This window comes from Endozoicomonas sp. 4G (genome assembly GCF_023822025.1).
Taxonomy (GTDB): domain Bacteria; phylum Pseudomonadota; class Gammaproteobacteria; order Pseudomonadales; family Endozoicomonadaceae; genus Endozoicomonas_A.
On the sequence record NZ_CP082909.1, the window covers coordinates 344456 to 368729 of the forward strand.

The 24274-nt window shown below is 47.4% G+C and carries 13 protein-coding genes; 6 read left to right on the forward strand and 7 right to left on the reverse strand.

The window, feature by feature from the left end:
- The first annotated feature begins 88 nt into the window (after window positions 1-88).
- Window positions 89-1240 carry a hypothetical protein gene (locus K7B67_RS01755; protein WP_252178651.1) on the forward strand — a complete coding sequence of 384 codons (1152 nt, stop codon included), beginning with the start codon at window positions 89-91 and terminating at the stop codon, window positions 1238-1240.
- Here the strand turns inward: K7B67_RS01755 and K7B67_RS01760 are convergent, their stop codons facing one another.
- The gene (locus tag K7B67_RS01760; RefSeq protein WP_252178652.1) at window positions 1241-2602 is read right to left on the reverse strand and encodes a hypothetical protein; all 1362 of its coding nucleotides are present in this window, start codon (window positions 2600-2602) and stop codon (window positions 1241-1243) included.
- Between K7B67_RS01760 and K7B67_RS01765 the strand changes: the two genes are divergently transcribed.
- The gene (locus K7B67_RS01765) at window positions 2601-3116 is read left to right on the forward strand and encodes a hypothetical protein (RefSeq protein ID WP_252178653.1); all 516 of its coding nucleotides are present in this window, start codon (window positions 2601-2603) and stop codon (window positions 3114-3116) included. The two genes, K7B67_RS01760 and K7B67_RS01765, sit on opposite strands and share 2 nt — an antisense overlap.
- 1372 nt (window positions 3117-4488) lie before the next feature.
- On the opposite strand, the gene K7B67_RS01770 is transcribed toward K7B67_RS01765, so the two are convergent.
- The 5 genes from K7B67_RS01770 to K7B67_RS01790 all read right to left on the reverse strand — a co-directional run bounded on the left by K7B67_RS01770 (window position 4489) and on the right by K7B67_RS01790 (window position 13930).
- Window positions 4489-6726: a hypothetical protein gene (locus tag K7B67_RS01770; protein ID WP_252178654.1), complete on the reverse strand. Its 2238-nt coding sequence runs from the start codon at window positions 6724-6726 to the stop codon at window positions 4489-4491.
- 1054 nt (window positions 6727-7780) lie between these two features.
- Window positions 7781-8764 carry a transposase gene (locus K7B67_RS01775; protein WP_252178655.1) on the reverse strand — a complete coding sequence of 328 codons (984 nt, stop codon included), beginning with the start codon at window positions 8762-8764 and terminating at the stop codon, window positions 7781-7783.
- Between the two features lie 97 nt (window positions 8765-8861).
- Entirely contained in the window at window positions 8862-9875 is a 1014-nt protein-coding gene (locus tag K7B67_RS01780) for a LacI family DNA-binding transcriptional regulator (RefSeq protein ID WP_252178656.1), read from the reverse strand.
- A gap of 108 nt (window positions 9876-9983) precedes the next feature.
- Window positions 9984-10940, reverse strand: a complete 957-nt coding sequence (locus K7B67_RS01785) for a hypothetical protein (protein ID WP_252178657.1) — start codon at window positions 10938-10940, stop codon at window positions 9984-9986.
- A complete protein-coding gene (locus K7B67_RS01790; protein WP_252178658.1) occupies window positions 10910-13930 on the reverse strand; it encodes a hypothetical protein in 3021 nt (1006 codons plus the stop codon). Before K7B67_RS01790 ends, K7B67_RS01785 begins: the two co-directional genes overlap by 31 nt.
- A gap of 271 nt (window positions 13931-14201) precedes the next feature.
- Here K7B67_RS01790 and K7B67_RS01795 point away from each other — a divergent pair, with 271 nt between their 5' ends.
- The 3 genes from K7B67_RS01795 to glgB all read left to right on the forward strand — a co-directional run bounded on the left by K7B67_RS01795 (window position 14202) and on the right by glgB (window position 20258).
- Complete coding sequence (locus K7B67_RS01795) at window positions 14202-15620, forward strand: carbohydrate porin (RefSeq protein ID WP_252178659.1); 1419 nt, start codon at window positions 14202-14204, stop codon at window positions 15618-15620.
- 144 nt (window positions 15621-15764) lie between these two features.
- Window positions 15765-17948, forward strand: coding sequence for a TIM-barrel domain-containing protein (locus tag K7B67_RS01800; RefSeq protein ID WP_252178660.1), 2184 nt, complete (start codon window positions 15765-15767; stop codon window positions 17946-17948).
- A gap of 54 nt (window positions 17949-18002) precedes the next feature.
- The gene (gene glgB / locus K7B67_RS01805; protein WP_252178661.1) at window positions 18003-20258 is read left to right on the forward strand and encodes a 1,4-alpha-glucan branching protein GlgB; all 2256 of its coding nucleotides are present in this window, start codon (window positions 18003-18005) and stop codon (window positions 20256-20258) included.
- A 404-nt stretch (window positions 20259-20662) separates the two neighbouring features.
- Here the strand turns inward: glgB and K7B67_RS01810 are convergent, their stop codons facing one another.
- On the reverse strand, window positions 20663-21646 hold the full coding sequence (locus tag K7B67_RS01810) for a transposase (RefSeq protein ID WP_252178662.1): 984 nt from the start codon (window positions 21644-21646) through the stop codon (window positions 20663-20665).
- Window positions 21647-21913: 267 nt separating this feature from the next.
- Between K7B67_RS01810 and K7B67_RS01815 the strand changes: the two genes are divergently transcribed.
- Window positions 21914-24271, forward strand: a complete 2358-nt coding sequence (locus tag K7B67_RS01815; RefSeq protein WP_252178663.1) for a hypothetical protein — start codon at window positions 21914-21916, stop codon at window positions 24269-24271.
- Window positions 24272-24274 lie beyond the last annotated feature (3 nt).

Below are 24274 nucleotides of genomic sequence, written 5' to 3' on the forward strand. Positions count from 1 at the left end.
ATCATTTGCTCCTGCGGCAACTTCTGCAGCATCTCCCTCTGGAATAGATAAAACCCCGGTTGAGTATCTTATTGATAATGAAATACTTTTGAAGAACGGTCAGGACATCATTGGCGCAGCAGACGAGGGTTTTGAAATAGTTATCAGAACTAATCCAGGTTATTCAGATACTTATATGGTCAGGATTGGTACAACTGGTAGTTTCCAGTTTGATAAAACGGGAGGCAATCATATAAGGCACGTGACTTTCCAGCCCGTTGGACATAATAACCGTACGACGGTTGAGACTATTGTTTTCGCAAAGTGTTATAACCGGGAACTGATTATAGAAAATAACCTGTTCAATATTCCTATTTACGGGGCTGCGCTTATTCTTGATTGCAAAGAGTCCCTGGATGCATCGGTGAACGTCAGGCGCCGTCCGGGTCCTGGCCTGCGTTTTGCCAAAAACACGATCATAGGTAAAGCCATCAGAACCTGGTGCTGCGTTTTTCTTCCCAAAGCAGGGATAATCGTTAACCTTCATACCATTGTGAACCAGTCACAGAGGATCGCTGTTATTGAAAATTCATTCCAGGGCGAGATGGCAGACGCCGGTGACTTTACCCTTGGGTTTGGGAGCAGTATGGATATTTTCAGAAACAAGGTTGATATCAACAACAATATAGGCAAGACACGTGCAGAAGAGGCTTCAGGACGGGATGTGCCAAAAGAGGGTTTCTCCCTCATAGGTCATACAAGTGGCAGTGAAGAACCTCCCCTTTTTAATCTGGCAGGCAATCGAATACGCTCAAAAAATATAGCGATAGGTGTCGAGAAACGCATTAAGCTGGCCCTGGCCTGTAACCATCTTCAGGCTGCCAATCCGTGGCGACAACCTCAACGACAATACAGCCTGGAAGCCGTTGATCCACTACCATTGGCAGGAGAGTGTGAACGTACTGTGGGTTCAACCAGTGCCATGGTAACGCCCACCTCACCGACACTCTGCCAGATTGTAAATACCTGGACGTCTATCACTGGTTCCATGATCAATCCTTTGAGTGGACTGGACAACCTTGATGGTCAGCTCTTTTTTGATGAATCGGTCTGTCCGTCAGTAACTACCCCCTTTGTTGCTCCTGACGGCACTAGCTCTGAGGCCGGTGAGGCCAGTACGGTTTCCACTGCTTCAAGTACGACTGCAGTGATGACGGGTTTGGGTGTTATCACTACTTTGGCTATATTGTTGGCTCGGTAACTACAGAGCCAACAATATGGACAGGGTGATTATGATCCCCAATGCCGAAGTGACAGCGGTGATACCCGCTGATGAAGTAGGAGCCTCCGTGGGGGCAGAGGGCACGGTGGCGGGACAAATTTCTGTGTCAAAAAGAAACTGGCCTTCGAAATTGTTCAGTCCACTCAAGGGATGGGTTGTTGAGCCAGTGATAGACGTCCAAGTATTTGCAATCTGGCAGAGTGTCAGTGAAGAGGGTGCTAAACGTTCACACTCTTTTGCTAATGGTAGTGGATTAACCGCTTTCAGGCTGAATTGTCGTTGAGGTTGTTGCCACGGATTGACCGCCTGAAGATGGTTGCAGGCCAGGGCCAGTTTGATTTGTTTCTCGATACCTATCGCTATATTTTTTGAGCTTATTCGATTGCCTGCCAGATTAAAAAGAGGAGGTTCTTCACTGCCACTTGTATGACCTATGAGGGAGAAACCCTCTTTTACTGCTTCTCGTCCTGAAAGAACTTCTTCAAATGTCTTGCCTAAATTGTTGATATCAACCCTGTTTCTGAAAATATCCATATTGCTTCCAAACCCTAGGGTAAAGCCACCCGCTTTTGCCATATCGCCTTGGAATGAATTTTCAATAACAGCGATCCTCTGTGACTGGTTCACAATGGTATCAAGGTTAATGATTATCCCTGCTTTGGAAATATAGTCGCTGTACCAGGTTTTGATGATTTTACCTATGATCTTGTTACTGGCAAACCGTAGACCCGGACCCTGACGCCTGACATTCTTCGATGCATCCAGGGATTGTTTACAATCAAGAATAAGCCCAGCCCGGTAGACAGAAATATTGAACCGGTTATTTTCTACAATCAGTTTCCGGTTATAACACTCCGCAAAAACAATACTATCAAGTGTCTTAGCGTTATTAGGTCCTATTGGCTGGAAAGTAACGTGCCTTATATGATTGTCTCTTGCTTTTCCAAACTGGAAACTGTAAAAGCTTCCAACCTTGACCATATAAAAACCTGAATAACCTGCATTAAGCCTGATAACGATTTCAAAACCGTCATCTGCTGCTCCAATAAGATCCTGACCGTCCTTCAAAACTATTTCATTATCAATAAGGTACTCAACCGGGGTTTTAGTTGTCACCGGACTTGCTGACGAAGAAGGCGTCACTCCGGAGACGGTGTTGGAGGACAATAATACGACAGTGTTCTCGGGAATCTGTTTTATCCACTCACTCAAATCCTCTGCCGGGTCGGCACTGAGAACAACGCACTGCCGTGCGGTCACCAGATCTTTATATTGCTTTAACCGCTGTTGAACGCCTATAGACTGCCCTGTTAGAAGGTCGCATAACACTGGCGGCGGCATGCTGGTACTGGTAGTAGTAATGACCGTAGAGGGTATGATCGAACTGGCAGAAGAGGTCAGGCTTGGACTGGCAGAAGAGGTCAGGCTTGGACTGGCAGAAGAGGTCAGGCTTGGACTGGCAGAAGAGGTCAGGCTTGGACTGGCAGAAGAGGTCAGGCTTGGACTGGCAGAAGAGGTCAGGCTTGGACTGGCAGAAGAGGTCAGGCTTGGACTGGCAGAAGAGGTCAGGCTTGGACTGGCAGAAGAGGTCAGGCTTGAACTGGCAGAAGAGGTCAGGCTTGAACTGGCAGAAACGGACGCACTTGGGCTGGCAGAAACGGACGCACTTGGGCTGGTAGAAACGGACACACTTGGGCCGGTAGAAACGGATACGCTTGAACTGGCAATAAAGGGGGCTGGACAGACCCCTGTGTTAAAAGTGAATCGATTCACGACGTTGACCAAGCCATCGCAGGCCGTGGCAGAGGGGTTATTACTTCTGGCACTCCAGGTATTTTTGAGTGACCGGCACTGAGCTCGCAGTTGCGATGGCTCAATGGCCTTCAGGCTGTATCGACGTTGAGGTTGCGCCCACGGCGTGAAGGCACTCAGGGTATTGCAGGCAAGATCCAGAGCTACTAGTCCCAAAACCGTAATAGATTTACCCGTGACTTTGATATTATTGTTGGCCACTTTGAAGATAGGACGGTCTTTACTGGAATCATCACGACCTGCAAGCGTAAAACCACCTCGTCGTATTGGTCGAAAATTGCCAGTTTCTACAAGACCGTTATTTTTAATGTCGATAGTGTTGTTGAAGACTTCTAAATTGGTTCCGTAGCCAAGAAAAAACTGACCCGCTGCTGACATTTTGCCCCGGAATGTGTTTCCAGTGATAGAGAGCTTACGTGACCTGTTTGTGATCTTGGGAATATCAATTAATATTCCCTGTTCGGGAATATAGCTGTTTCCGATTTTTTGGAAGTTACTACCTGTGATCGTGTTATTGATGAAACTCAGGGTCGGGCCCGGGCGATGTTCATTGGCACTGGTATCCAGAGTCAGGTCACAGGTGAAATCAAGGGCAGCCAGAGGTAGATTCAGTTCGAATGTGTTGGAATCTATACTCACATTCCAGTTATAGCACAGTAACTCGATAATACTGTTTAAAGTGTTGTTAGCTGCTGGCTTGAAGGAAATGTTTTTTATACGAATAGGTAAACGTCTTGAAAAATTGAAGAAGGCATAGTTTCCTATTAGGAGCATTTGTTGGTCTGAAAACGCTTGCTTATTCTCGATCACGATTTCGAAACCATCATTAGGAGCCCCAATAAGCTCCTGACCTTCGTACAGTGTGATAGATGAGCTGATATAGTGTTTAGACTCATTTTTTTTACCGGGTTTTGGCGGAGCAGTATCGCCGGTGAGCAGTATCACGGTTTTATTGGGAATCCTGTCTATATCCTTATTTAAGTTAGGACTTTCAAATATAACAATGCACTTTCGTCCAGGAAAACCGTTATTTTCTTTTACTGCTTTTCTAACCCCTTGCGTTCCACTTGTTAAATAAGTCTTGCAATCTTTAGTTTTTAATAAACCGCTGGATCGCGAGCTTCGACCCTTAAACGATAATTCATCCGCACTGGTATTAGAGAGCGAACCCGAACTGGCCGTGGTGAGCAGACTGGTAATGGCGTCGAGGGGCAGGCTTGAATTGGAAGGGGTGGGTTGGGCCTGCAAGCTCAGAGCCTGCAAAGGCAATACGGTGATGATTAACCCGACCAAATAATGCTTTAACTTCGTCAGAAAAAATAAGACACCCATAAAAAAATAAGAACCCATAAAAAATTAAGACATTTAAAAACTGTACCCCCAAAAAGGGTCAGAAAATCTATCTTTAAGTTTCTTCACAGAGCCAACAATATGGACAGGGTGATTATGATCCCCAAAGCTGTAGTGACAGCGGTGGTACCCGTTGATGAAGTGGGTAGGTTCTCTGTCTCGGAGGGCACAGTGACGGGTCGGCAAACTTCTGTTTCAAAAAAGAACTGACCTTCGAAATTAACCAGTCCACTGCAGGCAGTATCGGAGGAATTATTGATGGCTGTCCAGGTATTTGCAAAACGGTTGCCTGCCGGTGAAGAGGGAGTTGTTCTGGCCACTGAACGCTGGACTTCTTTGCACGTGGCCGTCACTTCTTTGGGCATCATTAAAAGTGCTTTCAGGTTGGATTGTTCCTGAGGTTGCCGCCATGGAGTGACGGCCCGGAGCTGGTTGCAAGCCAGGCTCAGCTCAAGCTTGCCCTTGACCGTTATGGCTGTTTGTGTGACGTGGATCTGATTGCCGGCCAGGTAAAAAACAGGGAGGCTTTTCACGGGGAGGTTTTTCACGGTATCGGTGTGCCCTGAGAGAACGATGCCTCCTTTGTGAGTGCGGGTTGTGCTGCCGACGTTGGAAATGTCGATCCTGTTTTTGAAAATTTTAATGTGGGTTCCAGCTGCCAGTCTGAACTCACCCGCCTGAGCCATATAACCTTCGAATGTGTTATCAAAAACAGCTAGCTGCCCTGACTGGTTCATAATGGCAGGCAGATGAATAAATATCCCTTGGTTGGGAATATAGGACGAACCTTTGTCGAGAATGGGGTTGTACTTTTTACCGATGATCTTGTTATGAGCGAATTGCAGGTTTGGGCCTTGGGATGACTGATCGGCAGAAGCATCCAGGGAAGCCTTGCAATCAACGACAACGGCAGCCCGGACAGGGGCATAAAATAGGTTTTTTTCGACAATTAGTTTCCGGTTATAGCACTCTGCGTAAACAATGGAGTCAACAGGATTGCGTTGATCATTTGGAGCGCTCCGGAAAGTGATGTGCTTGATATGGCTGTCTTTGATATCGCCAGACTGGAAGTTGTCAGTGGCTCCAAGCCTGATTAAATACCTGGGTTTAAAGGCTGGCCGATCCCTGATAACGATTTCAAAACCCTCATCAGCTGCTCCAATCAAGCCCTGACCGTTCTTTAGAAGTATTTCATGATCAGTAAAGTACTCAATCGGGGTTTTAGCTGTCACCGGGTTCGCTGTCGGAGAAGGCGCCACTCCGGAGGCGATGTTGGAGGAAAATAATACGATAGTGTTCTCAGGAATCTGTTTTATCCACTCACTTAAATCTTTTGCCGGGTCGGCGCTGAGAACAACGCACTGACGTCCAGCCATCAGATCTTTATCTTGCTTTAGCCGTTGTTGAACGCCTCTGGAGTGGTGCCCTGTCAGAAGATCATCGCATAAGACTGGCTGAGGTGTGCTGGTAGTGGTAACGACCGTAGAGTGCGTGGTAGAACTGGCAGTAGAGGAGCTGACTGAACTGGCAGAAGCGGACGAGCTTGTAGTGGTAGAAGCGGACGAGCTTGTAGTGGTAGAAGCGGACGAGCTTGTAGTGGTAGAAGCGGGCAAACTTGTAGTAGAAACATAGGGGGCTGGACAGACCCCTGCGTTAAAAGTGAATCGACTCTCGACGTTGACCAAGCCATCGCAGGCCGTGGCAGAGGGGTTACTACTTCTGGCTCTCCAGGTATTTTTGAGTGACCGGCGGCACTGAGCTCGCAGTTGCGATGGCTCAATGGCCTTCAGGCTGTATTGACTTTGAGGTTGCAGCCACGGCGTGAAGCCACTCAGGGTATTACAGGCAAGGTCCAGAGATGTTAGTCCCAAGACAGTGATAGCATGATTTCTGACCTTGACATCATTGTTGGCTACTTTGAAGAGAGGGCGGTCTTTACTGGAATCGTCACCACCTGAAAGTGTAAAACCACCTCGTCGTATTGGTCGGTAATTGCCAGTTGATACTCGACCACTATTATCAATGTTGATAGTGTTATTGAAGGCCTCTAAATTGGTTCCGTAGCCAAGAAAAAACTGACCCGCTGATGACATTTTTCCCTGGAATGTGTTCCCGGTAACCGAGAGATTACTTGTCTTTTTTGTGATATTGGGAATATCAACCAATACTCCCTGCTCGGGAATATGGCTGCTTCCCCCTTGTTGGAAGTTACTGCCTGTGATCGTGTTATTGGTGAAATTCAGGGACGGGCCCCGCTGCCTGATATCGGCACTGGTATCCAGAGTTTGGAGGCATTCAAACATAAGGGCAGCCCGAACTAGATTCAGTTCGAATGTGTTGGAATCTATGCTCACACTCCGGTTATTGCACCGTAGCCTGATAATGCTGTCCAAAAGGTTGGTACGTACTTGTCTAAAGGTAATGTTTTTTATACGCACAGGTAAAGTTTCTGAAAATGCGAAGTCGCTATAGTCTCCTATTGAGATCATTGCCACACCTCCAGAAGACGACCTATTCTTTAAGACGATTTTGAAACCATCATTAGGAGCCCCAATAAGTTCCTGACCGTTACGTAGCGGGATCATGTCATCAACATAGTGCACGGACTCGATTTCTTTACCGGGTGTCAGCCGACCAGAATGGGAGGTGAGCAGTATCACGGTGTTGCTAGGAATCAGTCGTATCGAGTCTTCTATATTTTTAGTCGGATCGCGATAGATAAGAAAGCACTTTCGTCCAGGAAAACCGTTATTTTCTCTTATCGCCTTTTTAACCCCCGAACTTGAATCAGGATCTGTTAAAACAGTACTGCAATCTTTACGTTTTGATGAGCGTCTAACCCGACCCACAAACGATAATTTATCCGCACTGGTAGTCGAGAGCGAACCCTTACTGGCCGTAGAGAGCAGGCTGGCAATAGTGGCGAGGGGCATACTTGAATTGGAAGGTATCGGTTGGGCCTGTAGGCTCAGAGCTTGCAACAGCAGTACGACAGTGGTTAACCCGACTAAATAATGCTTTGACTTCGTCATGTTCAGGACTCTATGGGAAAGGCACCAGGTTACTAGTTTAGTAGACACCCATCTTAGAGAAAAAAATAGACCCTCAACCTTAACCAGTCCAGAAATAGGAAAATAGGACACCCATTTATTTAATGAAGAATGAAGAAGACATTCAGAAACTGTATTCCCAAAAAGGATCAGAAAATCTATCTTCAACTAGCGTATCAACGAGCCGCACAGCGTCGTCCAGCGAACAGAGGCTGTTCAAGCCATGATTCAGACAATGAAAATCCGTTCCGACATAAGTCGAAGAGAAATAAAGAGAGGTTCTTTGACGCCTTAACTGATTTTTACGTTAGCCTGTCTGATACAAGCGACGGCAGACGCTTAAACCTCTAAGCCACTTCTGTCCAGCTTCAAGTGCGTAGGTCTTCATCGCTTCCAAGCGACCAACAGCCCGATAAAAACGATTATTCCATTGCATGGTTTTCAGCCATTCATCCGGATCAATTTCCAGTCTTTCAAGAATAGGAGGGGTACACGACGGGATGGAACCTTTCTTATCTGTCCTGACAATGCGGCCACTCCAGTCAACCAGTTCCAGATAGTCGTTAAGAAGGTAAGGAAGGGCAACCTCCGTATTTTGTTCCTGAAAACAAAAAGGTTTCAGGGTCAGCGGCTGTTTTTTAGTCCCAGAGTTTGTAACCTGCTCCACTCTTTCCTGAATCGACGTGTAGTCGGACTTTTCGGGTGTTTCTACCTTTCCAGCCCGAATCGGATTCAAGTCAACGTAAGTCATGCAGGTCAGCAACGCTGCTTCGTCCAGCAATGCCTGGCTTTTAAAGCGACCTTCCCAGAAGCGTCCTTTGCATTCGTCTTCTTTATTGGCTTCACGAGCAAGGTATTCATTCAGACAACGCATAAACCAGCTGATATCCGTTAAACGACGCCGGTATTCCTCAGCATATTCATCGACACGGGCCAACTCAGCGCTGCCCAGTTTGTCAGCGGCCAGATGCCTTTGCACCAGTAGCGGACCTGCGAATAAGGTCGTCCAGCGATGAAGCACCTCATTCCGTGACCAGCCTCTGGCAGATGACTGATTAATGTGCAAAACCACATGATAATGATTCGACATGACAGCGTAAGCGCAGACTTCGATAGCAAAGACTGAAACCAGTTCCCGGAGTTTATCCACCACCCACTGGCGGCGATGCTCGTAGTTCTTGCCAGTCAGGTGGTTCTCGCCACAGAGGTAAGCCTGACGAACACATCTCGCCATGCAGTGGTAATAAGGGGTTGAGCCGGGGTCAATCAGGGTGTTGCGAGCTTGGGCCATGAACTTACCTGTCTGGGTAAAAAATCAGTGATGGGTGAAAGGTAGACCAGGTGGGTGGTAAAGCAAATTTATGGGTGTCTTTTTTTGTAAAGCAAATTTATGGGTGTCTTTTTTTTTCTGACACAACCAGTGTTGTATACCCCTGCTTAATCAACACATCAAGATAAGACCCTCGAACCGGCTTATTACGAATGGCTTCAAGGGTCAGCTCGGTAGTTTTCATGGCCAGGCCATCAATGTCCTGACACACCGAAGTCAGGGACTCATAACGGTCGTTATCAATGCCGTCGTAGCCGACGATCTGAACATCTTCAGGGACTTTTTTGCCCGAGTCCGTCAGGGCTGTGCAGATACCGGTGGCGACAATATCTGAGAAAGCGACGAAACCGTCCGGCCTGAGTCCTGATTCCAGCAGGGATCGCACTCTGCGATAACTGTCCAGTGCCGGCAGTTGAGTGCTGTTGGACACCTCGATGACTTCAGAAGGCACCAGCCCGGCCTCCAGCATGGCCCGTCGATAACCTTCTCTTCGTAACTGGGAAACCTTGTGGGAGGCGTCGAGGCAAACATAGTAAATAGTTCGGCAGCCATTTTTCAGCAGATGACGGGTGGCCAGATAGCCGCCCTGTTCATCATTGGAAGCAATCCAGAACCGGTCATCTTTGGGCTCACCCACGTGAATAACGGGGGCTTCGGACTTTTCCAGTGTTTTCAGACGACTGTCGCTGTCATGGACACCGATGGAGATGTAGGCTTTGGCCCGGGTTATTAACTCACCACTGTCGTTAAATTTAACACGTTTGGCCCGGTAACCATTTTCCTGAAGGTGCACTTTTAATGTTTCATAAACTTTCAGGGCAAAAGGGGAGATCGTGCCCAGGTCCCGGCCCAGCAACACACCAACGGAAAAATCTTTTTGACCATGCAGCTGGCGAGCCATGTAATTCGGCTGGTAGTTCAGGGCTTTCGCGGCCTCAAGCACTTTTTTACGGGTGGCATCAGAGACGTATTTGCCACCATTCAGCACACGGCTGACTGTGGCAATAGAAAGCTCTGACTGAGCGGCAACCTGCAAAATAGTTGCCTGTCCTTCCGATTTGTTTCTTCCCATGAGACATGCTTTCAACCGAACCAGCCGGTAATGTTAACCGATTGTTGAGATTGAATGTGAATTTCAGTGCGTTTGTTTGACTTCGGTCAATGGTTTGTTTTTGTCGTATTATTCTGGTTCGGGTGAGTTTTTTTCCGGGCGCGCTATCTTCTTTGGTATCAGCATTTCCCAACTTTTCGAGTCGCCATCGTTGGTGAAGTAAGGACGCTTCTCGCCGACCACGGTAATACCCCGCTGTTTCAGCACTTTTTGGGCTGCCTCGGTAGCCAGCGTTTTTTGCGTCAAGGTACCCAGGTTCATCTGTATACCTTCGTTTTTCAGCTGCTGCACCTCATGCTTCAATGCCTGTTGTGTTGCTGGACGCAGCAGCGATGGGTCATGTTCGTACTGCATTTTTTCCAACAGAGTCATTCCGGTGGGAATCTTTACCTGTCTCAGGTCGTACCAGTTGTTATGAATACCATAGGTGATGCCCTCACTCTGATCCGCCCGGCAGGTTTGGTGGTTGGGGTCTGAACAGACCATTATTCCAGCTTTCTGAGCTATTTTGCGGCGAACCTTGTCGTCAATAAACTGGTTCATTCTCCGCAGGGGTTCAGATGTTCGTTCAAAGTTTTCAGAGATCTCTTGACCATTGGCACTCAGACCGTAGACCTGTGTATAGTTGTTTTTGCGCTGATCCTCAGGCCGCCCGGTTACCTGCACCAGATCTGCCGCGCCGTGCATGGCCGCTTCCAGATGACGTTGGAATTCGGTTTTGTGGTCAGACCCGGAGTTAAAATCGCAGGGCAGTTGCGGTGGCAGGTCAAGACGTCTGGCGTCAAAACTCCCGGGTTCAGTCTCCGTGACTTCGGGAAAATCAGCCCCAACCCCTAAGTCACGAATAATGTCCATTCGATCGGCAAAGCGCAATATCCGCAAATACCAGCGTACAGAATCAGGTAGTTTCTGCTCGTCATCACCATCGACATCGTTTTCCTTGTTGGCCATCGCCAGTGCGATATCATTCAGCAGCTGTTCGGGGTAGTGTCCGGTCAGGTCCCGTTTGAAGTAGTAAGCTGACATGCTTCTTCCGCTGATTTTTCGACCTCTTCGGCGGCTGCATCGTGGTAGATAATCGCCAGAGACAGAAGCTCTTTTTCTGTCGGAGGCAGGTAACACTGCTGAAATTTCTCCAGCAATTCCATATACCAGTGCCCATTGTTCCGGGCACGCAGGACATGGCTGCAGCTGTGCTTTGGTTTCCATACGGTTGGCAGGGGTTCTCTGTAAAGGCTTTCGATCACCCGTTCCGGTCCCGGACGGCGGTAATAATGCTGCAGGACCGTCAGTATGGTTTTTTCATTATCTCCAACATGATCGGGCAGGACTGGCGGTTTGTTAAAGGCGTCCACCAGAAACTTTAATGCCGTCGGTGTTGCAGTTGCCAATGTTGCTTTCGGTTTGTGATAAGCGTCCAAACCGAGAGATTGTTTCAGGTCGTTAATGTCCCGCTGAGCCTGTTGGACGTGGGTTGGCCAATTCTGATAGAAAGGATACGTTTTCCGTTGCTGCCAGAGTTTTTCAACCCATCGGATATAATCGGTCAAAGATAAGTGATTAATAACCTTCTTACCGCCACGGCAACTCCTCTTGAGACTGCTTTTCAGCTTATCCAGAATGCCTTCATCCACTCGCGCCCCGTAATGAAACAAAGCCAATAAATGGCGCTGGATGATGTCTAGGGTTGGACAGTTAAAACCTTTTACATAACGTAATACCTTTTTTAGACAGCTCTGCCGTTGCTGTGGCGAGAGCCTCTGGCAGATCCGGTCAAATTCAACGACGCTCCCCGGACAACCGACTAAAGGTATCCTCCTGAGATGTTGCAGGGTCAGGCACTTAAATGGCGCAAAGGCTGCCACCATATTACTCAGTATGCCCGGTGGCATGACCGGTTCTGCTTCAATGACCATTTTGTCAATCAGCTCAAGGCACTGTTCATCCAGTTTTGCTCCGCTCTGCAAGAGCAGTTGCAGTGATCGGTAAGCCTCTTTTTCCTGTTCCTGAATTCGTTCTTGTTTGGGATGATCGTGTCTGAGCATTTCGCTACTCAGGAGCATATCAAGTAAAGATCGAACATTGCCTTCATGAATAAAACGATGGTGAATGAGTAAACCACTCTGTTTTAACTCCAAAAGGCTCTGGTAACTGTAATGACAGGGATCACTCACCAGTTGAATAGCCTGTTGGTGTTTACCATCCGATGGAGCGCCACCCGATGGAACGATTAATTTTGAGCCCAATGCCTCCGCTTGCAAAGGCATTGGCAGCAGATTCAAGAGGATCCTGAGATTATCCGGAGACAAGTTTTGTGATAACGCAAACTCATCCAGAACACGTTCATTTTTTTCCAGATGCTCATAGTCAAGCTCGTTATCAAAATAGACGTCTACGGTTCCGGTGCGCTGGCAACGAACAATCAGAGGCAGCGGGTCAAGATCCCATGCCTGTTCACACTGGCGCTTTGCCTGAAGGATGCTGGAAATATCGGTTGACGGATCACGCATAACACAAAAGCATTTGATGTCTGCTTTGTTGTAGTGAGTGGTTACTAGTTCAGGATAAGGCAAGGGGCATACATAATGACCGTGTTTCGCTTTTGGTAAACTGAACAGGCCGTCTTCCCTCAGGTGTCCTGTGGTGTGTTTGGAATCCTCCCAAAGGGCTCGCTCAACTTCCTCCTCACATTTCTCCTTAAGTGATCTGAGGTCAGGCAGCAGTTTCGTCTTCAGTTCATCAGGACTTGCGCCCGATTCTATCTCTGTGGTGCGTGCGTCACGTTTGTAGGTAAACAGGCAGTGTGGGTTGACAATACCAATCATCCATTCACCATATCCAGCTGGCATACGTCTGATGGGCACTCCGGGCAGGGCAAGGGTAAAAGGTCTTGGGGTATCCTCGCTGCGAAAGTAAATAGTCTCTTTCGATGAGGTAACTCGCCTGATCGCCAGCTTCCCTGTTTTAGCGGCCTCCAGTAACTCTTCTTTTTTGGCGGCCTGCTCCGGTGACTCTTGTCGTCTGTACTTTCTGGGAGGACAGGGTGACAGCTTGTGGGTCGAAGAGCTGGTTGTCCACAGGCAAGGGGTTGTTGCATGTTGGGTGTCAACATTTGGTTGGGGGCGCAGGTTGGCAGGGGTCTTCGTTTCTTGGCCTTCCTGCGATGGGGTACTGGTGTTTTCGCTGGTTTTGTCTGATTCAGAATTTGAGCAGCTGACTATTTTGGACAGAACCACCCAACAGGCTTTCCTGTTGGATGCCAGACACAGGGCAGTATCATCAGGAAGATCAGTATCCGATGGGGCAAAGCGGTCTGAATGGGCATGAGCATCGTCACGGTGTCGTTTAGCTTCCTGCTCAATGTCTTTTTGCTCTTTGACAGTGATTCCATTGGTTTTTGCAATGTACACTCTTCGGGCAGTGTCTTCGTCTGTCGCTTCTTCAGTGATCCTGATCTTCAGCCTGCCCATGGCTATTTCTTTGGTGGTGATTTCATTAATCCGCTCCATTTCAGCTTGCTGATTTTTTAAAAAAGTCAGGTAGTCGGGCAGATCGTATTCCGAAAATGTCAGCTTGGGTCCCTGGGTATGGTGCAGAACAAGGCTCTGGTCAGGCTGGGTTTCCAGGTAGAGAGGCTGGTCGGTGTTGAGCGCCACGCTGGTTACGGACTCAACACTAAAGCATTGCCAGGTTTTGTTCTCAGAAGTGTCTATGGGCTGGCAAAGAGTATGCTCGCCGGGCACAGGTTCCGTGCCACTGATAATAAAAGGATCATCCGATGAAATATGAAGAAACGGTTTATTGTACGACTCCGGTTCGGTGCCTTTTTCCAGATGATAGGGAAGCGGCTGCCAGGTTTGCTGCCTGAGTGCCAGTGCACCCAGTGTCACCAGAGAACCTGTGATAGCGGAGGTCTGGTCTGGCAGAGGGTATGCCGTCAACCCGTTAGTTATTTGTGCCTCCACTGAAGCGATGAAAGACAGGGACAAGAACAGAGATATCAATAATCGTTTCAATGTCTTTGCTCTCAATTCATGTTAAACGGCAAAGAGTAGATCAAATATCCTGTAGCCATGAAGAATTACTCCGACGATTTTCTGAAGTCGAAGTGGTGCCAGAAAAACTTTATGTCCCTTTCTCAAAACCTTTTCAGATTGCCTCTCAAGGTCTTCAGCTGCGAACCTTGCCTACGCGTTTTACACGATTAATTCAGTTGTAAAAGATCTATTTAAAAAAAACACAGACGGGCTTGCAGCTGACACACAAGTAATCAGGGGATAAGAAACAGTGAAACAGGGCTTTTTTAAATTGCTGCCTTTGGCGGGCGCCGTTTCGGCCATTGCCTTTGCAACTCAGGGTTTTGCGGCGCAGGCCGTTGAAGAACAAGCCGTTGAAGAATCCACCACAGAAGAGGTGATTGAAGAGGTAGTTGCCAACCCCACCGATATTCTGACCGACGGTTGGACCATTAATGGTTATGTTAGAACCGGCTGGCGAATCACTGAAAAGGGGGTTTCAACAGATACCGACTTTGGCAAAGCAAACTATGCCACAGCAGGCACCACCGCCAGCAGCGCTAACCAGGTGGAATTTGTTATTGGCAAGATGACCGAATTCCAGAACGGCGTCTGGTCCGAACTGGGTGTTCGTGCTGAATACGGCAATGGTAACTCTTACTTCTACTCCTCTCCGGGCAGTGAAAACACCCATGACGATGGCCAGTTTGAAGTAAAAGAAGCCTTCATGAAAATAGGTGGCCTTTCCTATCTGCCTGAAGATGCTCACGTCTGGGCGGGTCGTCGCTACCTGAACCGCGCGGCGGGTGCGCTGTCCGGAGAATTCTGGAAACAGTCTTCCGGTGTCGGCTTTGGTTATGAACAGAACCGTTCCGGTGTTGCTGTGGTTTCTGCTGATCCGGGTGCAGGGGATCAAAAAGAAACTGTAGAGGAAAAAGTTGGTGATCGTGCCACCATGCACTCCATCGACTTTTACAGCTACGGCCATGAAGCTCTGGGTGGTAGCTTCGACTACGACCTGAAGGTCATGATGCAGGGTAACAAGAGTGAGTTTGAAACCGCCTATGGTGACAATGCGGCCACCAATGGTCTGGGGGCGGCGATCACCTACAACCGTGACTACTATGGCATGGATGGCTGGTCTAGCACAGCCCTGGCTTATGGTAACGGTATGGCGGCAAACCGTGGGGTTAACTTCGGTTCCTGGTCAGGTCAGGCCGGTCTCGGTGCTGCGGATAATGAAGACGGCAGCACGGTGTTCTTTACTTCTTACGGTGTCATGAACATCAACCCACTGTGGCAGATGGCTTCTGAGGTGACTTACCTTCATGGCAAGAACATTTGGGGGCTGACTGAAAACGCTGATACTCCTGTCAAGGAAGCTGAAACTGTTGACCGTCTGCTGCTGGCTGTGCGTCCAACCCGTCGTATAAACGACAACTTCCGTTGGGAGTTCACTGCCGCCTATGGCTACGACAAGTCCAACTGGGGTGCTGAAACGACCACTACTGATTATTACACAGCTGAAGTAGCCGGTGTTATCACAGTCAATGCCGATTACTTTGGTCGCCCTCAGATCAAGCCATTCGTGACTTATCTCTACAACAGTGCCGAAAATGGCTGGGGAGAGAATTTCGATAATGACAAAGGCGTGTTCCAGATTGGTGTAGAGGCTGAAATCTGGTTCTAAACTTGTTGGTACTTCTGTGACTCCCATGGCCGGTGTTTTTGCATCGGCTTTTTTTTCTGTAATCGTTTACAGACTTAATCACCCCGGTTGATTCTGTGAGCCATCACATTATCGTTTGACTCTTCATTAAACCCGGTATTGATCATGCAGTTTACCAATACTTTGTCGTTTTCGGATTCGGTCCACTGTTTCCGCTCTGGCCAGCCTTTTAATACAGAAGCTGTGGTATTAACGACCGACCATGCAGGTCCTGAATCACCAAGGTGTTTTTCGGTTGCAGAGCAGGGCCGGGAGCTGATTATTCGCAGAGACCTGAAACCCGGTGATCAGGTGTTTGGCATGGGGCAAAGTATGGGGGGGCTGAACAAGCGTGGTCGTCAATTTCGTACCTGGTGTTCTGATGATCCCTGCCACACACCAGAAAAAGAGTCACTGTATGGCGCTCACCCGTTTCTGATTGTGGACGGTGATGACACCTTTGGCCTGTTCATCGATTTTCCGGGTGAACTTTTTTTTGATCTGGGCTACACGACAACCGATCTGCTGGAAATCCGAATCCCTTCCCTTGATGTGGATATCTATGAGTTCGTCGCTACTGACAAGAAAGCCACTGACAAGAAAACCATTGTCCGTGACTTCAGAAAGCTGATTGGCAAGCCTTATGTGCCACCCCGGTGGGGTTTCGGTTATCAACAGTGTCGCTGGTCTTATCCGGATGCTGCTCGAATTGACGAGATTATTGCAGGCTTTCGTGACAATGATATTCCCTGTGACACGGTCTATATGGACATTGATTACATGGTGAATTTCAAAGACTTCTCCATCGATGAACAAAAGTTCCCCCGGTTTGAAAACTGGGTTCAGGAGAAGAAAGAGCAGGGCATTCGTTTGATTCCCATTATTGATGCGGGCGTCAGAATAGAAGACGGTTACAAGGTCTACGAAGAGGGTCTTGAAAAAGGCTACTTCTGTAAGGATGCCCAAGGTGAACTGTTCCGTGCCGCTGTGTGGCCCGGGTTGTGTGCTTTTCCTGACTTTCTGAAACCGGAGACTCGCCAATGGTGGGGGCTGCAATATCAGGCACTGACGGATCTGGGGATTGAAGGCTTCTGGAATGACATGAACGAACCGGCGCTGTTTTACTCGCCAGCGAGTTTGTCAAAAGCCATTGATGCGGTGTCTGCGGCCAAAGACAAGAACATTGGTGTCTATGAATTCTTTGACTTGAAAGACAGCATTATGAACATTTCCAACAGTCGGGAGGATTATCGCAGTTTTTACCATGAGCCAGCGCCGGGGGGTCGGGTTAATCATGAACAGGTCCACAACCTTTACGGCACAAACATGACACGTGCCGCCTATGAGGGGTTTGCGCAGGTGGATGCGGACAAACGCTTCCTGATGTTTTCAAGGGCATCCAGCGTCGGGGCCCATCGCTATGGTGGTATCTGGTTTGGGGATAATCACAGCTGGTGGGAGCACCTGAAACTGAATCTGCAAATGTTACCCGGTGCCAACTTCTGTGGATTCCTTTATTCCGGTGCGGATATCGGTGGTTTTGGTGCCAATGCCAGTGCTGAGCTGGTGGTTCGCTGGACTCAGTTGGCGGTGTTCTCACCACTGATGAGAAATCATGCCGCTATGGGTACTCGTGATCAGGAACCTTTTGCGTTTGACGGGCACTCCATGGCGATTATGAGGGAGCACATCAAGCTGCGTTATCGAATGATTCCTTATCTCTACTCCGAGTATATGAAAGCCGTGGAGAGCGGGGATGCTTTATTCTATCCACTGGCTTTTGAGTACGACGATGAGCGTTCAAAAAGAGTCGAAGATCAGCTACTGGTTGGCCGCTCACTGATGAATGCTCCGGTCTATGAACAGAATGCCCGTGGCCGTCATGTTTTCCTGCCGGAGGATATGTTGCTCTGGAAAGTCAGTCGTCATGATCTTATGGCAGCGACGGTCATCAAGGCAGGCGATCATTACCTTGAACTGCCCCTTGAAGAGATGCCGGTTTTTATCCGCAAAGACGGCATGTTGCCGTTGACTGAGACCACCTCCTGGGTCGATGAACGACAGCCCGAAACGCTGGATGTTATGGTTTATCTCGATCAGGGTGCTCGCTATGAACTGATTTATGATGATGGTATCAGTAAGGCGTGGGAGAAGGGCGTCAGTGATTGTCTATCGTTGAGTGTTCAGCAGGGAAGTGCGGGTCTTAAAGTGTCTGCCGAGGTGACTAAAGGGCAGGTGCCCTGGAAGACCATTGTCTTTCATGTTTACCGGCATGATGGGTCATTAATCAGGCAATCGGTTCAAATCTAGCTTGTCGGGCTTAAGCGTCCGTAGCGAGGATTGTAAGAAGTTGAGGAGAAAACTATGACCATAGCTGTTCAACCATCGTCTGTTGTATCAGGGTTTGCGTTTGATCGTGAGCAGGAACTGCTGCATGCGCATTGTGCCATCCCCTTCAGTTTTCTCGGCTTGCATGAGCATCCATCGGGTAAGGGCCTGATTTTAAGAGTCTGGCGTCCTGATGCTCATAAAATTGATGTTACAGAATACCCAACGGGCAAGCCGCTGGGTTCCATGGTCAGGTCCGGTTCGGGACTGTTTGAATTAGCATTTCCCCGTCGTCGAAAGCGTTTTAATTATCAGTTGTCTATTGACTTGAATCCAGGTGATTCCGAATCGGGTCAGAGTCAAAAAATCTATGATCCCTACCAGTTTGGCGAATATGTTTTGAGGGAAGAAGGCATAGACTACGACGGGCTGTACCGTTATCAAGGGGCGCAGCTGCTGAACCACCGTTTTAATGCCCGCCGTCAGGTTCAGGGGGTGTTATTCAGGGTTTATGCACCCAATGCCCGTTCAATCAGTGTGGTCGGAGACTTCAATCAATGGGATGGTCGTCTGCATCCTATGGCCAGTGCTGATGATGGTATCTGGCGACTGTTTATACCGGGGCTGGATGAAGGCGCTCTCTATAAATATGAAATCCATGATGCCCAGGGTCATTGCCTGCCACTGAAGGCTGATCCGTTTGGTCGTTATGCTGAGCAGTGGCCAGGGCTGGCTTCTATCGTTCACGATGAAAAAAAATATGGCTGGCAGGATGAAAACTGGCTGAATAGCCGTGGTCAGTTATACGACAAACCTATGTCGATTTATGAAGTGCATCCGGGTTCCTGGCAGAGAACAGCGGAGAATGAGCCGCTGGACTACAGGGCTTTGGCGAAAAAGCTGATTCCCTACGTCAAAAAGATAGGCTTCACCCATATCGAACTTATGCCGGTGGCTGAACACCCTTTGTATGAGTCCTGGGGGTACCAGACTGTTGGTATGTTTGCTCCTACCAGTCGCTATGGCAGTCCCGACGATTTCAAATACTTCGTCGATCAATGCCACCGGGCAGGCATTGGTGTCATTCTGGACTGGGTGCCGGCCCATTTCCCCAATGATGACCATGGTCTGGCGAAGTTTGATGGCACTTCACTCTATGAGCACCCAGACTCCAGAAGAGGCTGGCATCCAGACTGGAAAACCTGTATCTATGATTTTGGCCGTCCCTGGGTTCAGGATTTTCTGATCAGCAGCGCCCTGTTCTGGCTGGACGAGTTTCATATAGATGGGTTGAGGGTTGATGCGGTGGCCTCCATGCTGTATCTGGATTACTCAAGAAACGACGGAGAGTGGGAGCCTAATATTCATGGTGGCAATGAGAACCTTGAAGCCATTGCCTTCCTGAAAAGACTGAATCAGGCTATTTATCAGCGTTTTCCAACGGCAATGACCATTGCTGAAGAGTCTACCAGCTTTGGAGGCGTATCCCGGCCTGTGTACGACAATGGATTAGGGTTTGGTTATAAGTGGAATATGGGATGGATGCACGATTCCCTGGAATACATGAAAGAGGAAACGATCCACCGTAAACATCACCATGACAAGATCACATTCAGCACTGTGTATGCCTGGAGTGAAAATTTTGTGCTTTCCCTGTCCCACGATGAAGTGGTGTATGGAAAAGGCACTTTACTGACCCGAATGCCCGGAGATGACTGGCAGAAGTTTGCCAACCTCCGAACCTATCTTACCTTTATGTACACTCATCCCGGCAAAAAGCTGTTGTTTATGGGCTGTGAGTTTGGCAGCTGGAATGAATGGAATCACCATAAGGCGCTGGACTGGGAGCTGTTGGACGACAGTCAGTCACCTAATGCAGGTATTCAAAAGCTGACCCGTACACTGAATAAGCTTTACCAGACTTGTCCGGAGCTTTATGAGCTGGATTGTTCCGAGTCGGGTTTTCAATGGTTGGTTTCTGATGACCGGGATCAGAGTGTTTTGGCTTATGTGCGCTTTGACAAGCAGGATCATCCTCTGATCGTCATTCATAATATGACGCCAACCGTGAGGCATGATTATAGACTGGGTGTTCCGGTAGCTGGAAAATACAAACTGCTGTTGAATACCGACTCAAAAGAGTTGGGCGGCAGTGGTGTAGCGCCAGGTAAAGGGATTAAAACCGTTCACGAGGCCTGCCACGGTTTTGAACAGAGTTGCTCCCTGACTCTGCCGCCATTGGCTTCTTTGATTCTTAGACCTGCTTTGCATCCCCGCACCCAGGATAGCTGAGGTAGAGCCTGCAATTCAGGCCATACTGACCTTTTTTGACAGCAGAGAGCCTTGTTTCTGAATGGTGGGCAGGGTGGTTTTCAGTTTCGGGCTCTCTCAGAAAATCAGACACCCATAGAAAGCACAAGAAAATTAGACACCCATAAAAATCAGAAAAAATAAAAAAAATCAGACACCCATAACCAAAAAATAAGGCACCAACAAATAAAAATGGGACATTTAAAACCTACACCCCCAAAAAAGAATCTGAAAACCTATCTTCAAGTAGCGTATCAGCAAGCCAAACAGAACCATTATACGAACAGAGGCTGCTCAGGCCATGATTCAGACAACAGAAACTTATTCCGACCTAAAGTCGAGGAGGGATAAAGAGAAGGTGCTTAATTTCTTAACTGAATTCTACGCTAACCTGTCTGATACAAACGACTACAGGCGTTTAAGCCTTGAAGCCACTTCTGTCCAGCTTCAAGTGCGTAAGCCTTCATCGCTTCCAGGCGGCCAACTGCCCGATAAAAACGATTATTCCATTGCATGGTTTTCAGCCATTCATCCGAATCAATTCCCAATCTTTCAAGAATAGGAGGGGTACACGATGGGATGGAACCTTTCTTATCTGTCCTGACAATGCGGCCACTCCAGTCAACCAGTTCCAGATAATCGTGAAGAAGGTAGGGAAGGGCAACCTCCGTATTTTGTTCCTGAAAACAAAAAGGTTTTAGGGTCAGAGGCTGCTTTTTGGTCTCAGAATGTGCAATCTGCTCCACTCGTTCCTGAATCGACGTGTAGTCGGACTCTTCGGGTGTTTCTACCTTTCCAGCCCGAATCGGATTCAAGTCAACGTAAGTCATGCAAGTCAGCAATGCTGCTTCGTCCAGCAATGCCTGACTTTTAAAGCGACCTTCCCAGAAGCGCCCTTTACACTCGTCTTCTTTATTGGCCTCACGAGCAAGGTATTCATTTAGGCAACGCATAAACCAGCTGATATCGGTTAAACGACGCCGGTATTCTTCAGCATATTCATCGATATGGGCCAGCTCAGCGCTGCCCAGTTTGTCAGCGGCCAGATGCCTTTGCACCAGAAGCGGACCTGTGAATAAGGTTGTCCAACGATGAAGCACTTCGTTCCGTGACCAGCCTTTGGCAGATGACTGATTGATGTGCAAAACCACATGATAATGATTCGACATGACAGCGTAAGCGCAGACTTCGATAGCAAAGACTGAAACCAGTTCCCGGAGTTTATCCACCACCCACTGGCGGCGATGCTCGTAGTTCTTGCCAGTCAGGTGGTTCTCTCCACAGAGGTAAGCCTGACGAACACATCTCGCCATGCAGTGGTAATAAGGCGTTGAGCCGGGGTCAATCAAGGTATTACGAGCTTGGGCCATGAACTCACCTGTCTGGGCAAAAAATCAATGATAGGTGAAAAGTAGACCAGGTGGATGGTAAAGCAAATCTATGGGTGTCTTTTTTTTCTAGACCAGGTGGATGGTAAAGCAAATCTATGGGTGTCTTTTTTTCTTTTTGGTAAAGCAAATCTATGGGTGTCTTTTTTTTCTAATGGGTGTCTTTTTTTTCTAAATTGCGAAAAAGTTACTCTCGCCTACAATAATTTTGGCCAAACCAAACAATAGAAAATTTGGGACAATTTAACAGTGAATAATATAGCCATAAGGTTGACATTGATTTTATTTTTGACTGCGCTTTCATTAGCTGCAAGTGGAAATATTGAAACACTCATCAACGTCAATGAAAATCCAGTAGGTACTACTATTTCAAGCCAGGGAATACCTCATTTATCAAAAGCACAGACTCACCTGCTGGTGCAACAGGATTCCTATACAATCGTACGACAAGTGTTAGACTCACTGAGTACTTCTGCATCTTTTGTTGTTATTTTATTTTTACCTTACTACATGGTTACCGCCGGAGATGTGTTTCTCAAACAGCAATCAGGCGCCCATTCTTATATAACGAATTTTTTCACAGCATCGGCAGTGACAGTGGAGTCTCTGATCAGGACATCTTTTACACTGCTCAACCTGAATTTTTATTTTAATTATCTGACCACTACTGTGTCTGACTATGTCGACCGAGAAAACAAAATCCTTGCCTGTGACGCGAACCTTCCCCGCAAAGGATTCATGCCTGTCTACCCTGAGCACCCATGGCTGGCCAGTCATTATTATCAGCAGGTTGTATTCCCTGAAGATCAAAAGCCGTTTCTGGAAATCAATGTACTGAGCAATAATGATGATATTGATCTCCCCGATGATATTCCAGAATGGGCCCACTTATACCAAACACTTTCTGACAATCATGTGGATAAACTGACTGTCCAGATTCAGGAGAATAATAACCTGCTAAAACTGAGGATCAGTGGTGATCAGTTTTTTGAGGACATCAACCTGCCTGTTGATGCTGAAGCGGACATTCAGTGGGATCTGGAGACGCTTACAACCCTTTGCTCACAATTTGAAGATGATAAAGTTTACAGCCTTTTTCATGTAGAAACCTTAAAGGCTATTAACCGGGCCATTGAAAATTCAGTGTCAGGGGGTATCACTGAAGGGGTAGTTTTTTCACCCTCTTTTACCGATGTTTTAAAGAGTGATAAAGGCGCTGCGGTTATCAGCCTGGGCAGTCGTCAGAGTAATCCGGTATCACGACTGGTTTACTCTGATCATGATGTTTTTACCCATCATCCGGGCTTTTTACTGCTCACTGACTCAAGCCAGCATTCAGAGGACCTGTTTTCACTGGCTCTCAGCACAACATCAGACAATCTGGCCATGGCTATTTCGTCACAAAAAATCTGGAGGCAAGATCATATCAATGACCTTATGTCATTGCTTCGAATGGGAGCCGGGCATTTACTTTATCATTCCGTGAATACTCATCTGGCAATGTCGTCTAACTCTGGATCAGCTCCATCACCTCAACAGAGCGATTCTTTTAAAAACAGCCTGTCGAATGTTCCGGAATCGACAGAATTATCGGAACACTCAGTAGAGCCCGGTTTTTTGAGAGCATTAATCCATACCTTCAAAAAGAAGATAAAAGCGGGTCAATTGTCTTTGGATAACGAACTGTACAAGTTGCATATGAGATTTTTAAGTTCATTTGCTATGTTCATGCTTGAACCGTCGGCTGATGGTGCCAATCCATCGGCTTTAGGGGAAAAAGCCGTTGATGAAAATATAAAATTTGGTGATACCTTCATTAAGGTAAATGATGTGTTTGATAAAAATCTTTTAAAAAAGGTCAACGAAGAAATAGGCAAGGACCGCCGATTGTTTGATGTGGATTTTATATGTAGTGGTTTTGAACAAAAATACATGAGTCGTTATTTTGAAACGCTGGAATCTGAAGATCTGAAAATTGACTTTCCTGACAATGATATTTTTGATGATGTGTCTATGGAACTTGTTAACAGAAACCTACGGATTATTATTCGATTGCACCCCATAAGGGAAAGACTAATCTGTCATTTTGATAAACATGGTAAGATAAAAGAAAAGAAAGAATTCAAGGAAAAAATTATTGACACCAGCTCAGAATCCGTTAAAGAGCTATGCTGTCAGGCATTGGAAAAAATGGCTGCTTCATTAGGCTGGTCAGATAATGAGGTTGAACCGATAAAGTTTTTTATAGTGCGTTATCCCCTAATCAATCCTGACAGGTTTAAAAGGTTTTCCTGGGCACCCGAAAATATCAAGGGTTTGCCTTGGCATCGCGACCTGGGGCGTACAAGTATGGTCGTACAGTTGAATGACAACGATTGTGAAATGAAATATTCAGGTGGTGGACTTGATATTTGTCGGTCTACACCCTTAGGCATACTTGATGAAAGCACGAAAGAAACACATTTTTATGAAAAAAATAGCGGTTTTGCTTTTACTAACCTCAAGGATTTAGTTCACCGGGGCGGAGATATAGATTACGAATGCAGCAACAATGAAAATGAAGCAGGAGAAAAATGTGTAATGGTTGTATTGACTGGTCGCAAGTAACAG

What these genes read in the sequence shown, in the direction of transcription:
- K7B67_RS01760 (WP_252178652.1), bottom strand. Translation starts at nt 2,602, where the DNA reads ATGCCGCCGCCAGTGTTATGCGACCTTCTAACAGGGCAGTCTATAGGC.
- K7B67_RS01800 (WP_252178660.1), top strand. Translation starts at nt 15,765, where the DNA reads ATGCAGTTTACCAATACTTTGTCGTTTTCGGATTCGGTCCACTGTTTC.
- K7B67_RS01810 (WP_252178662.1), bottom strand. Translation starts at nt 21,646, where the DNA reads ATGGCCCAAGCTCGTAATACCTTGATTGACCCCGGCTCAACGCCTTAT.
- glgB (WP_252178661.1), top strand. Translation starts at nt 18,003, where the DNA reads ATGACCATAGCTGTTCAACCATCGTCTGTTGTATCAGGGTTTGCGTTT.
- K7B67_RS01775 (WP_252178655.1), bottom strand. Translation starts at nt 8,764, where the DNA reads ATGGCCCAAGCTCGCAACACCCTGATTGACCCCGGCTCAACCCCTTAT.
- K7B67_RS01785 (WP_252178657.1), bottom strand. Translation starts at nt 10,940, where the DNA reads ATGTCAGCTTACTACTTCAAACGGGACCTGACCGGACACTACCCCGAA.
- K7B67_RS01765 (WP_252178653.1), top strand. Translation starts at nt 2,601, where the DNA reads ATGCTGGTACTGGTAGTAGTAATGACCGTAGAGGGTATGATCGAACTG.
- K7B67_RS01770 (WP_252178654.1), bottom strand. Translation starts at nt 6,726, where the DNA reads ATGTTTGAATGCCTCCAAACTCTGGATACCAGTGCCGATATCAGGCAG.
- K7B67_RS01780 (WP_252178656.1), bottom strand. Translation starts at nt 9,875, where the DNA reads ATGGGAAGAAACAAATCGGAAGGACAGGCAACTATTTTGCAGGTTGCC.